This window comes from Bacillus sp. ISL-4 (genome assembly GCF_018613275.1).
Taxonomy (GTDB): domain Bacteria; phylum Bacillota; class Bacilli; order Bacillales; family DSM-1321; genus Peribacillus; species Peribacillus simplex_E.
Genome location: NZ_JAGGQN010000003.1, coordinates 19,830 through 30,473 on the forward strand (window position 1 = coordinate 19,830; position 10,644 = coordinate 30,473).

At 38.8% G+C, this 10,644-nt stretch carries 15 protein-coding genes; 7 read left to right on the plus strand and 8 right to left on the minus strand.

Features of this window, described 5'->3' with window-relative positions; genetic code table 11:
• Nucleotides 1–267 precede the first annotated feature (267 nt).
• Nucleotides 268–717: an OsmC family protein gene (locus J7J00_RS01790; protein ID WP_214786966.1), complete on the plus strand. Its 450-nt coding sequence runs from the start codon at nt 268–270 to the stop codon at nt 715–717.
• Between the two features lie 51 nt (nt 718–768).
• On the opposite strand, the gene J7J00_RS01795 is transcribed toward J7J00_RS01790, so the two are convergent.
• Nucleotides 769–1,020, minus strand: coding sequence for a YkuS family protein (locus J7J00_RS01795; protein ID WP_214786968.1), 252 nt, complete (start codon nt 1,018–1,020; stop codon nt 769–771).
• A gap of 98 nt (nt 1,021–1,118) precedes the next feature.
• Here J7J00_RS01795 and J7J00_RS01800 point away from each other — a divergent pair, with 98 nt between their 5' ends.
• Nucleotides 1,119–1,253, plus strand: a complete 135-nt coding sequence (locus J7J00_RS01800) for a YuzL family protein (RefSeq protein ID WP_098369432.1) — start codon at nt 1,119–1,121, stop codon at nt 1,251–1,253.
• Between the two features lie 121 nt (nt 1,254–1,374).
• On the opposite strand, the gene J7J00_RS01805 is transcribed toward J7J00_RS01800, so the two are convergent.
• Nucleotides 1,375–1,536 (minus strand): hypothetical protein, encoded by a 162-nt coding sequence (locus tag J7J00_RS01805; protein ID WP_214786969.1) that lies wholly within the window; start codon nt 1,534–1,536, stop codon nt 1,375–1,377.
• A gap of 98 nt (nt 1,537–1,634) precedes the next feature.
• Between J7J00_RS01805 and J7J00_RS01810 the strand changes: the two genes are divergently transcribed.
• A complete protein-coding gene (locus J7J00_RS01810) occupies nt 1,635–1,826 on the plus strand; it encodes a hypothetical protein (RefSeq protein WP_396020467.1) in 192 nt (63 codons plus the stop codon).
• Nucleotides 1,827–1,856: 30 nt separating this feature from the next.
• Here the strand turns inward: J7J00_RS01810 and J7J00_RS01815 are convergent, their stop codons facing one another.
• From J7J00_RS01815 to J7J00_RS01825, 3 genes are all read right to left on the minus strand, one after another.
• Nucleotides 1,857–2,795, minus strand: coding sequence for a magnesium transporter CorA family protein (locus J7J00_RS01815; protein WP_098369430.1), 939 nt, complete (start codon nt 2,793–2,795; stop codon nt 1,857–1,859).
• Between the two features lie 310 nt (nt 2,796–3,105).
• Nucleotides 3,106–3,375: a hypothetical protein gene (locus J7J00_RS01820; RefSeq protein ID WP_142244697.1), complete on the minus strand. Its 270-nt coding sequence runs from the start codon at nt 3,373–3,375 to the stop codon at nt 3,106–3,108.
• A gap of 64 nt (nt 3,376–3,439) precedes the next feature.
• The gene (locus tag J7J00_RS01825) at nt 3,440–4,519 is read right to left on the minus strand and encodes a nitric oxide synthase oxygenase (protein WP_214786973.1); all 1,080 of its coding nucleotides are present in this window, start codon (nt 4,517–4,519) and stop codon (nt 3,440–3,442) included.
• A gap of 265 nt (nt 4,520–4,784) precedes the next feature.
• On the opposite strand from J7J00_RS01825, the gene J7J00_RS01830 reads away from it, so the two are divergent.
• Together J7J00_RS01830 and J7J00_RS01835 are read left to right on the plus strand one after the other, a co-directional pair.
• The gene (locus J7J00_RS01830; RefSeq protein WP_098369429.1) at nt 4,785–5,108 is read left to right on the plus strand and encodes a winged helix-turn-helix transcriptional regulator; all 324 of its coding nucleotides are present in this window, start codon (nt 4,785–4,787) and stop codon (nt 5,106–5,108) included.
• A 137-nt stretch (nt 5,109–5,245) separates the two neighbouring features.
• Complete coding sequence (locus J7J00_RS01835; protein WP_214786975.1) at nt 5,246–6,163, plus strand: NAD(P)/FAD-dependent oxidoreductase; 918 nt, start codon at nt 5,246–5,248, stop codon at nt 6,161–6,163.
• 74 nt (nt 6,164–6,237) lie between these two features.
• Here J7J00_RS01835 and J7J00_RS01840 read toward each other — a convergent pair whose 3' ends face one another.
• Nucleotides 6,238–6,384, minus strand: coding sequence for a lmo0937 family membrane protein (locus tag J7J00_RS01840; protein WP_142244687.1), 147 nt, complete (start codon nt 6,382–6,384; stop codon nt 6,238–6,240).
• Between the two features lie 255 nt (nt 6,385–6,639).
• Between J7J00_RS01840 and J7J00_RS01845 the strand changes: the two genes are divergently transcribed.
• Together J7J00_RS01845 and J7J00_RS01850 are read left to right on the plus strand one after the other, a co-directional pair.
• The gene (locus J7J00_RS01845; protein WP_214786977.1) at nt 6,640–6,960 is read left to right on the plus strand and encodes a YckD family protein; all 321 of its coding nucleotides are present in this window, start codon (nt 6,640–6,642) and stop codon (nt 6,958–6,960) included.
• 169 nt (nt 6,961–7,129) lie between these two features.
• Complete coding sequence (locus tag J7J00_RS01850; RefSeq protein ID WP_286201136.1) at nt 7,130–9,103, plus strand: S9 family peptidase; 1,974 nt, start codon at nt 7,130–7,132, stop codon at nt 9,101–9,103.
• A 43-nt stretch (nt 9,104–9,146) separates the two neighbouring features.
• Here the strand turns inward: J7J00_RS01850 and J7J00_RS01855 are convergent, their stop codons facing one another.
• Both J7J00_RS01855 and J7J00_RS01860 read right to left on the minus strand, forming a co-directional pair.
• Nucleotides 9,147–9,578, minus strand: coding sequence for a CBS domain-containing protein (locus J7J00_RS01855; RefSeq protein ID WP_098369624.1), 432 nt, complete (start codon nt 9,576–9,578; stop codon nt 9,147–9,149).
• Between the two features lie 79 nt (nt 9,579–9,657).
• Nucleotides 9,658–10,494: an MBL fold metallo-hydrolase gene (locus J7J00_RS01860; protein WP_214786980.1), complete on the minus strand. Its 837-nt coding sequence runs from the start codon at nt 10,492–10,494 to the stop codon at nt 9,658–9,660.
• Nucleotides 10,495–10,644: the final 150 nt, after the last annotated feature.

Below are 10,644 nucleotides of genomic sequence, written 5' to 3' on the forward strand. Positions count from 1 at the left end.
CTTCCTTAATGAAGAATTTTTTATATAAAACCGTCTATATCATTATAGAAAAGCCTATCCAATATTGTGCTTAAAATAGCCTAATGCCTCTGCCTTTTGTTTCATCAACATGTATCCTTTATATCAATGCTTCGGTCAGCTTGCGGAAATTCGGCCTACTGGAAACTTAATTCGTCCGATTACTGGATAATACGACTGAGTGAGCAAAATCGGATACTTAACCGGGTTAAATCGTTTACACTATAGAATAGTAAGGAGGTTAAAAAAATGACGATACATCACTTTCATTTAACCGCCGAATGGCCCGGCGGCAGAAATGATATCGGCACGATTCATTCAGGGAATCTTCAAACACAGATAAGTATTCCTACTGGAATGGAGGGACCAGGGATCGGCACTAATCCTGATGAAATGCTTCTTGGGGCGGCAGCGACCTGCTATATCATTACCTTTGCTGCCATGTTAGAGCGAGCCCATATAGAAAAGGCGAGCTTGTCCATGCAATCGGAAGCGTTAGTGGATGTTACGAATGGTGTATTCACCTATAAGAAAATCATTCATTGCCCTGCACTTGTATTAGTACCGGGCACTTCTGAAAAAGTGATTGAAAAAGCGAGGAAACTTGCTGAAAAAGCTGAAACTTCATGTATGATTTCTAAAGCGATAAAAGGTAATGTAGCGGTGGAATTGAATGCGGCAATTTCCATAGCACAGTAACCTTGAACTGAAAAAGTGCCTAACCCTATGTCGGTTTAGGCACTTTTTGAACTATTGAATCATGTTCACTTTATTTTCAACCTCGCGGCACACTTCATCAGCCGTTAAACCATTTGCCTCAATGATGGACGCTTTCAATGAAGTATCGCTTATACCCATCACATTACTTTCCAACCCTGTTACCACACAACAATCCACGTTTTTTGCGTCAGCTTCTTGTTTAATCTCCACAACATCAAAACCTTTTTCGCGAAGTGCTTCCTGAATATTCGTTAATGATTCTTCAACACCGATTTTTGACATCAACACACACCTCCTCTACCCTCTAACCTGTCCTTTTCACCTTCAATATATGTATAGGATCTAAAGGAAATAGGGAAAGTAATATCGAGGTGATAAACATGAATGGGAAAAACAAGAAAGATGCTTCACAAACTCGTTTAGGTTCTTCTCAGATAGAGGGGCAAGGTACCACTACGAAAGAAACCGGGGCCTTCACTCAACCTTCTTCACTTAAAAAGCAAAAACGTTCCTGATAAAAGAGAATCCTAAATAAACCATGGAACTCCGCCTTCATGATACGCAAAAAAACGCTTGGTTTAACAGCCAAGCGTTTTCCTCTGCATGACCCTGTCTCACTTTACATTAATCATGGTCTTATATATTTTGTTTTCTGATTTCCCTTTGAATTTTCAGATCATTCAATTGATCTCCATCAATTGTTTTTGAATCCATTTTTGCTTTATCGGCTTCACCTGTGTTTAAATCACTTGCCCTTAAATTATTATTGGGCGCTGCTTGCTCGTTCCATTTGGTCATCATGATCTCCTCCTCAGTCCTTTATCCTTCCCAAACCTAAGAATATTCATGAATACACCCCATCATTTATTGCAAAGATAGGAATGGAGGTGGTTTTATTGGAACCAAACAAACCCGGCAATAAGAATGTACCGGATTTTAAAGAGTTGAACGACCGAATGATCAGAGAAGCATCACAGAGTCCCCGTTTAGTAATTAAAACAAATTTGGATGCAAAGAATGTAAAGGATGAGAACCCTTATGCGGATCGGATTAACAGTGAAGGATTTTCTGATTTTTTTGAGGAATAAAACAAAACCGGCTTAATAAGCCGGTTAATTTTAAAAATATTTTTTCTTCCAAAAAATGAATGCCGTCGTCCCAGCCAATGTGATGGCAATTAATAATGTAAAAATGAAAGCAAACCGATTATGTTCAAATGGCAGTTCCACATTCATTCCGTAAAAACTTGCCACCATCGTCGGAAGTGTTAAAATAATGGTCACCGAGGTTAGAAACTTCATGGCATTATTGACATTATTGGAAATGATCGAAGCGAATGCATCCATCATACCGCTAAGAATGGATAGATACACTTCTGCCATTTCGATTGCCTGAGCATTTTCGATGATTACATCCTCAAGCAATTCTTTATCTTCTTCATACATTTTCAAATAATTAAAACGGAGGATCTTATCAAGTACTACGCGATTGGATTTCAATGATGTCGTAAAATAAACCAGGCTTTTTTCCAAAGCAAGGAAAGTGTATAATTCCTTATTTTTCATGGACTGATGCAATTCACGTTCCGCTTCATTAGTCATCTTGTTAATCTGTTTCAGGTATCGTAAATAATAGGATGAAATCTCAAATAATATTTGTAAAGCAAACCTTGTTTTCTTATTAGTGAAAAATCCTTTGATTTTATTGTTTTTGAAATTCGCCAATATCGGTGTTTCTTTCAAAGACACTGTAATGAAACAGTCTTTGGTAAAGATCATACCGATGGGGATCGTTTCAAAGATCGGTAAGTCTGCTTCGTCCCTGGTCAAATATGGGAAGTCGACAATAATTAAAACATTATCATCCTCTTTTTCGATTCGTGGCCTTTCTTCATCATCAAGTGGATCTTTCATGAAATTGATCGGTAATTGCAAAGTCGTGCATATATAATCTATTTCAGCTTCTGTGGGCGCAACAATGTTCACCCAGGAACCTTTTGTCATGTCCTCGATATTGTTTAGGTGACGGTTTTCATCCGTCTTGTAGATTTCAATCATTTCTTGACCTCCTCTTCTATAGAGAAAGCCTTATTTACCTTCTTCGAGCAGATACTCATGGAGAATAACAGTCTCGACTTCTAGCATCATATTGGCTTCCTCTTTCTTTCTGGGTTCAGGATCATAAGAACTGCTGCTCACTCGTATCCACTTCCTTTCGATTCTTTAATCTTAATCCTTATTCATTTAAAGCACAATAAAGAATTTAATACCATGAATCCCTATCCCGAATTCGCAATCATCTGATTTTTTTCATTTGAAAAATATAATGAAAAAAACGCTTGGGTATCCCCAAGCGAGTCTGATTGCATTATCCATGCTTCGCATTATTATAATAGTGAACACCATACATGGCGCCTTCATCTACCATTTTATTATCGTCATGATCATATGGATCAGGGTGACCTGCCTTTTCAATTACTGGATCCAGCTCGGAAGCCTTCCTATTCCAAAAGCCTACTGTTTTTGCTTTTGCATTGGACCATATGTCCTTCACTTTTCCTCTGTTCGTTTTATTCGATAAAAATGAGACTCCGGCAACTCCGACTCCTATTAATACTACGTTTTTTCCTAATGCCATCATTACCTTCCTCCTTATTTATTGACTTGCTATAACTATACCCTACGCCAGTTAATTTAAACCTTTATTTATATGGAGGAATTTGATAAAAGAAATTAGGTTTCATTATTTCATTGTTATATGGCTGATGAAAAACGTGTGTCGTCGCTGGAGACACCGGTGGAATTAACCAGGTCCAGTCCCCCGTTATTTTCCGGTTACAAGAGGTTTCTTTTTCTTCGAATTTCTTGAATTGTTTAGCTGCTGTATGATGATCTACAATGCTGACTCCGTGTTTTTTATACGAATGAAGGACTGCTTCATTCAGTTCGATCAGGGCTCTATCTTTCCATAAATTCGAATCACGCTTAATATCCAAGCCCATCCTCTCCCCGATTGCCGGCAGCATATTGTAGCGTTCTTCATCCGCAAGGTTCCTGGCACCGACTTCCGTTCCCATGTACCACCCATTAAATGGTGCAGCTGAATAAGTAATACCGCCAATTTCCAACCTCATACCGGAAATGATTGGAACCGCATACCATTTGATTTGAAGATCTTTGAACCATTTTAGCTTAGGGTGGATGATTTGAACTTCTTTAACGAGGCTTTCAGGTATATCATGAAAACTAGGGGTTTTTCCGTCCAATTGGACTACAAGGGGTAAAATATCGAAAGGTCCGATTTTCCCTTCCCATCCTAATGCCATACATTGCTTGGTGAATTCGATTGAACTTGAATCGCCGATTACGCCATGTTCCGTCTCATATCCTGCATATCGAATAAGCTGATGATTCCAAATATCCACTTTTCGATCATGATCTTTCTGTTTGAAAATTGTAATCACAGGTCTGATGCTCCCATTATTCGTAGCATATTCGATATGCTCAAAGAGAGCCGATACTATTCCCTCTTCGCTTTGAATCATCCTTTTATCAATTACCCTCAGCGATTCCCAAAAAAAGCGCCCAATGCAACGATTGCTATTACGCCAAGCTAATTTAGCACCATATACCAATTCTTCATATGTATGTTCATATCTGCCTGTTTCATTTATTTCCTTGATAATTTGTTCGATCCTGCCATTTATGTCCTCTTCCGTTTTCAATAATTCCGGATAACTTGTCCTGATAAAGGATACGGCCTCTTGCAGTAAATCATTCATCTTTCCCCACGGATCCTTCCATTTGCAAAACTTTTTACTTCAATATTAAAATAACATATTTTTCATGGTATCTCTAAAGAACACAATTTTTAAAAAGCACATTTTTTTAAAGTGTGGCAATTCTGAGACGGAAAACTTTTCATGATACTTAAAGTAAGCTCATAAATTTCTTATACTATAACATCTCTAGTAACTAAATAATTATCGGTAAAGTTGTTACATTTGAGGTAAATGGATTATAATATATTAATAATGAGGTGATATGATGAATAATACGACACTTTGTCCACGATTTGAAAAAGGAATGCAAATCTTGAGTAAACGCTGGACTGGATTGATTGTCAATCAATTACTTAAAGGCCCTCAACGGTTTTGTAATATTGAATCTGCATTCCCGATAAGCGGCAGGATTCTTTCTGAACGTTTAAAGGACTTGGAAATTGAAGGTATTGTTAAAAGGGACGTATATCCAGAGACACCGGTCAGGATTGAATATTCTTTAACTGAAAAAGGCAAGGCCCTTGCACCGGTAATGAACGAAATTCAAAATTGGGCACAAGAATGGCTTGAACCAATACAGAATCAATGATATAGGAATTAAAGAAAGGAGGAAGGTCTGCCAGCTGCGGACTTCCTCCTTTTTTGTTTATGCGCCAGCGACTAGTGGTATATTTTTTACAGATAGAATAACACTAGGTTTATTCCAAATTTATGGGCGGTGAATTCATGAAACAAGCAGATTGCATTATTATTGGTGGAGGTATAGCCGGTATTCAGGCAGCCATCCAGCTCGGAAGATATAAACATGATATTATCGTCATTGATTCTGCTCAAGGCCGATCTTCAATTGCCAAGGCTTACCATAACATTCTTGGATGGCCTGATGGGGTAAGCGGCAAACAATTAAGGACGCTTGGCAGACAGCACGCTGAAAAATTCGGTGTCGGATTCTTGGATGATACAGTGAAATCTCTTGAAAAAAAGCAGGACATGTTTTTTATCCAAACAAAGAATGACAGGGAATATCAAGCCAAAATGATTTTTCTTGGTACTGGCATTACCGATAACATTCCTCCAATCAAAAACATCTATCCAACTCTTGGGACATCCACATATATATGCCCTGATTGTGATGGGTATGAGATCATGGATAAGCAAACCGTTGTCATGGGGGGCGGAAATGCGGGCGCGGGCATGGCGCTTACTCTATTATATTGGTCAAAAGATATCATTTACGTAAATCATTTGAAAACAAAAATTGATGATGAGTATAGGGAAAAGTTAAAGGAAAATCAGATTCCCGTAATCGAAGAGGAAGTTTGTGAGGTTCATGTTGATGCCAAACAGCAGTTGACAGCCATACAATTAGTATCAGGTAAAATAATCGAAGCTGAAAAGGCATTCACGGCATTTAAAGGTAACAAACTTAATAATGAGCTAGCCTTACAATTAGGTGTGCAAGTAAATGAAAACAATCATGTGGTGATTCATCCACGGACTAAAGAAACAAATATAAAAGGAGTCTGGGCAGGCGGCGACCTCGTTGCCCATTCCGAACAAGTCACCATCTCGATGGGGGATGGTACCCAAGCAGCGATATGGATTCATAAGAGGCTGTTAGGCCAGCCACTTCCTTATGATTGACAACCTGATGGAAAATTAAAAGGCGACCTGTCCATCAGGCCGCCTTTACATCCACGTTAGCTTTCAATACACATCTATGTTCGATTCCTTCCCTTAAAAACTTTAACCAAAATGAGAATGACCGCGATGATAAGCAAGATATGTATAAATCCCGCAGCCACTTTAAAGACTAAACCAAGAACCCATAATAATATTATTACACCAATAATTGTCCAAATCATGATTATCCCCTTCTTCCCTTCTTTAAATGATTTATTATTAATAAGAAGCTACAACGAAATTTTCTGCTTACATTTAAATTACCCATATCTTTCTGTAACAAACCCTTACCCTGTTTTTTTACATAAAACTGTAAATGCTGTAAATGATAATAAAGAAATGAGGAATCTTCCATATTGAAAAAACATCGACCATTAGGAAGAGACTTTCAGGTTTTATAGGTTCAACAAAAATCAAATAGAAGGAGTCGTTCATTCATGAAAAAGTTTTTAGTCATCTGTTTAACAGCATGTTCCCTGTTCTTGGTTAACCTGAATCACCCGGCTGCACAGGAAAATAAAGCAAAACCGGAAAGTGTCCAATTCACTGAAGCTCAAAAATCAGAAATCGCTAAGATCCAAAAGCAGATACTCGCTGACAAAAAGATATTGATTCAAAAATATGTCGAGTATGGCGCACTTTCAAAAGAAGAAGCCGATAAAATGGTTTCACATTTTGAAGAACATTATAAAATGATGGAAGAACATAATTTCCAAATTCCGCCGCACCGCCCACATACTCGACACACGCATAAGTAATTGTATGTTTTTGCCTATATAGCCTGATAATCCGACCTGATGAATAGGCCGGATTATTTTCATTTCTTTCGTCCTTGATAAATAAACATTACGCGTTTACCATTTACTAAAGGATTTATATTTCTCTTTAGCGAAATACATAACTATGAGAATTGAAAGGGTGAAAAGGATGAACAAAATAGGTATAACAGCAAGAGACTTATTTCACTTGAAATCAGTAACCGATCCAAAGCTATCCCCGGATGGCAGCATGGCGATTTATGTCCAAACCAGAATAGATGAAAAAACGGAAAAATACATTTCCAATCTGTATATGTTCAGCCTGATCACGAATGAAACAAAGCAATGGACGTTTGGGGATAATCGTGATACGTCACCAGCCTGGTCCCCCGACGGCAAGCATATCGCCTTTATATCGGACAGATCTGGTAAAAAACAAGTCCACATTATTGGGAGCATTGGTGGGGAAGCTCGACAGCTGACACATTTCGTTAACGGCGTAACAAAACCTATTTGGTCTCCTTGTTCCACCAAGTTGCTGCTTTCAACCGGATTAAAGGTGGGTGAAAACCTTAACACGGATAAGGAAAATGATTTGTCCAAAGAAGTTCATAGGTATGATCGGATTAAATATAAATGGGATGGGAGAGGCTATTTTGATCAGTTATATCAGCAGCTGGTTATAGTGGAAATTTTTAAGGGAGATTCCACATTGCTAACGGAAAACAATATTGATCATCATCCGAATGCATGGTCCCCAGACGGACAGCATATTGCATTCATTAGCGGGGATGCAGAAAGAAGTGATGATGAACTTTTTTCCGATATTTTCATCATGGAACTAGAAACGAAAGCTTTAGAGAGGATAACGGATGGCAAAGGGTTCTTTAGAGATCCGAAATGGTCACCCAATGGCGAATATCTATCTTTCATTGGCCATAATAAAGAATTTGCCGGTGCCACCTTTTCAAATATCTGGTTATATTCCATTTTCGATCAAACGACTCAGTGTTTGACCGATGGTTGGGATGTCCAAATTGGAGATTCCGCAATTGGGGATTTCCAAATCGGAGCCGTCGACCCAGGTATCTTATGGACAAACGATAGCCAAGGCTTTTACTTTTTAATAAGTGATTACGGAAATACCGGAGTTTATTATGGTTCCATTGAAGGAGCCATGTATCCATCGATCCTTGACCCGCAGCATATTTACGGCCTGACTATAGATCCCGAAAGCCATCGTGCTGTCGTGGCTATCAGTACACCTGTTCATCCCGGCGATCTTTTTGCTTATAACCTTACCAATGGCGATAAGCAACAAATCAGTTTTGTTAATGATGATTTTTTGAAGGATAAACATTTATCCATGGCTGAACCCATTACATTTCCATCTGTTGATGGACTTACCATCCACGGCTGGATCATGAGGCCGACCGATTTTAATGGTAATCAAAAATATCCGCTCATTTTAGAAATCCACGGCGGTCCGCATATGATGTATGCCAATACCTATGTTCATGAATTCCAGACCTTGGCTAATGAAGGGTATACTGTATTGTTCACTAACCCGCGCGGGAGTGTAGGATATGGCCAAGACTTCGTAAATGCCTGCCGGGGCGATTATGGAGGCATGGATTATAAGGACTTAATGGCTGGAGTTGATCACGTTTTAGCTACGTATGATTTTATCGAGCATGAAGATTTAGGGGTATCCGGAGGAAGTTATGGAGGGTTCATGACAAATTGGATCATCGGACATACCAACCGCTTTAAGGCCGCTGTAACTCAGCGTTGCATAAGTAACTGGCTAAGTTTTTATGGGGTCAGCGACATTGGCTATTATTTTACAGAGTGGGAAGTAGGCGGCGATATCGTTAACTCTGCTGAAAAATTATGGCAGCACTCTCCTTTAAAATATGTTTCCAATGTGAATACCCCTTTACTTTTACTTCACGGTGAAAAGGATTTCCGCTGTCCCATTGAACAAAGCGAGCAATTTTTTGTCGCTTTAAAACGGCAAAAAAAAGAAGCAGTGCTTGTTTCATTCCCTGAAGAAACTCATGAAGTATCCCGAAGTGGATCTCCAAAAATGCGCCTGCAACATGTTGAGGAGATCAAAGGATGGTTCAATAAGTATCTTTAAAAAACAAAAACTCTGTTAGCAAAAGCTAACAGAGTTTTTGTTTTTAGTGTTGAATTTGGTCTCTGTCCTCGGAAATTGAACTTAAAGCATTTCCCGCCATTGAATTTGTCTGTTGGTGTACAGCAAGATCACCTAATGCCACGACTCCCACCAGCTTGTCATTCTCAATGATAGGGAGCCTTCTGATTTGTTCGGTAGCCATTAACTCTTCAGCTTCATCCACTGACATATCAGGCGTACCTGTTACAAGGTTCGTGGAAATGACATCAGTAATTCTAGTTGAATTCGGCTTTTTCTCGGCAACACAGCGAATGACGATATCCCTGTCTGTGATGACACCAATTAAATGGTTATTCTCCAATACAGGAATGACACCAACATCTTCATTCTTCATTTTGACTGCTGCTTCATATATATTATCTTCTGCAGTGCAACAATCCACGTCTGTTGTCATGATATCTCTTAATGTAGTCACGGATATCCCTCCATTTTCATAAGTTGCTTGTTTATTTTTGACTTTTGAAGAGAAATTATTCATGGAACACGTTCATGCTTCATTCCACATATTTCCCATGATCCGGTTTAGCTAATGAATCGAATTCCTTTGCAAGCTTTGATAAACCCATTTCCAGTTCTTGCCCTTCAACAGGATACCCGTGCCCCGTTATGGCAACAGCCGGCTTCATACTTTCCAATAACTTTACAGATTCTTTTGCAGCCTCCCAATCGGTTGTCAAATACCGCGGTGGGCCCGCTATTTCTTTTTCCTGAGTGATTACCTTGTATAGGGAATCTTGCCTGACATTCACAAAAGCATCTCCAGCAATCAAACTTCGGTCACTTTCACGAAAAAGTGAGATATGTCCTTTTGAATGGCCAGGGGTGTGAACCCATTTCCAATTACGAAGCCCGGGAACACTATGATCATCAGGCAATGGCTGAACTTTTTCATCAAGGTTGATTCCCTCATTCGGAAATATCCATGAAATTTTTGCGACCATCCCTCCTTCAACAGTAGGATCCGGATTGGGGTAATTTTCCTGTCCCGTTAAATAAGGCATTTCTTTTATATGGGCATAAACTGGAGCTTTCCAATACTCCATTAACTCAATCAGTGCACCAACATGATCGAAATGTCCATGGGTCAAAATAATGGCAGCTGGTGGATTTTGTGGTCCATATATTTCTTCAGCAGTTTTCTTTATTACCTCCGCTGAGCGTGGCATCCCTGCATCTATCAATACCCATTTATCATCTTTGGGTGACCCTACAAAAATTACATTAACGATTTGGACGGAAAGACAATATATATTCTCATTTATTATCTGTACATCACCACTGGATACTGAGGTCATTGGCATCAATTTTTCATTCAAATGATTATCATCCATTTATATTCCTCCTAATTTTGAACATACTTTTTTTAAAAGGATACCCTGTACAAGAAAATAAAAAACAACCTATTATTTATATAGGCTGTTTCAGACAGAAGACAAATTCGAAGAAAAAGCGAGTCTGCCTGCAGTTTTATATTTTTAAAA

What these genes read in the sequence shown, in the direction of transcription:
- J7J00_RS01790 (WP_214786966.1), top strand. Translation starts at nt 268, where the DNA reads ATGACGATACATCACTTTCATTTAACCGCCGAATGGCCCGGCGGCAGA.
- J7J00_RS01795 (WP_214786968.1), bottom strand. Translation starts at nt 1,020, where the DNA reads ATGTCAAAAATCGGTGTTGAAGAATCATTAACGAATATTCAGGAAGCA.
- J7J00_RS01800 (WP_098369432.1), top strand. Translation starts at nt 1,119, where the DNA reads ATGAATGGGAAAAACAAGAAAGATGCTTCACAAACTCGTTTAGGTTCT.
- J7J00_RS01805 (WP_214786969.1), bottom strand. Translation starts at nt 1,536, where the DNA reads ATGACCAAATGGAACGAGCAAGCAGCGCCCAATAATAATTTAAGGGCA.
- J7J00_RS01815 (WP_098369430.1), bottom strand. Translation starts at nt 2,795, where the DNA reads ATGATTGAAATCTACAAGACGGATGAAAACCGTCACCTAAACAATATC.
- J7J00_RS01820 (WP_142244697.1), bottom strand. Translation starts at nt 3,375, where the DNA reads ATGGCATTAGGAAAAAACGTAGTATTAATAGGAGTCGGAGTTGCCGGA.
- J7J00_RS01825 (WP_214786973.1), bottom strand. Translation starts at nt 4,519, where the DNA reads ATGAATGATTTACTGCAAGAGGCCGTATCCTTTATCAGGACAAGTTAT.
- J7J00_RS01830 (WP_098369429.1), top strand. Translation starts at nt 4,785, where the DNA reads ATGAATAATACGACACTTTGTCCACGATTTGAAAAAGGAATGCAAATC.
- J7J00_RS01835 (WP_214786975.1), top strand. Translation starts at nt 5,246, where the DNA reads ATGAAACAAGCAGATTGCATTATTATTGGTGGAGGTATAGCCGGTATT.
- J7J00_RS01840 (WP_142244687.1), bottom strand. Translation starts at nt 6,384, where the DNA reads ATGATTTGGACAATTATTGGTGTAATAATATTATTATGGGTTCTTGGT.
- J7J00_RS01845 (WP_214786977.1), top strand. Translation starts at nt 6,640, where the DNA reads ATGAAAAAGTTTTTAGTCATCTGTTTAACAGCATGTTCCCTGTTCTTG.
- J7J00_RS01850 (WP_286201136.1), top strand. Translation starts at nt 7,130, where the DNA reads ATGAACAAAATAGGTATAACAGCAAGAGACTTATTTCACTTGAAATCA.
- J7J00_RS01860 (WP_214786980.1), bottom strand. Translation starts at nt 10,494, where the DNA reads ATGGATGATAATCATTTGAATGAAAAATTGATGCCAATGACCTCAGTA.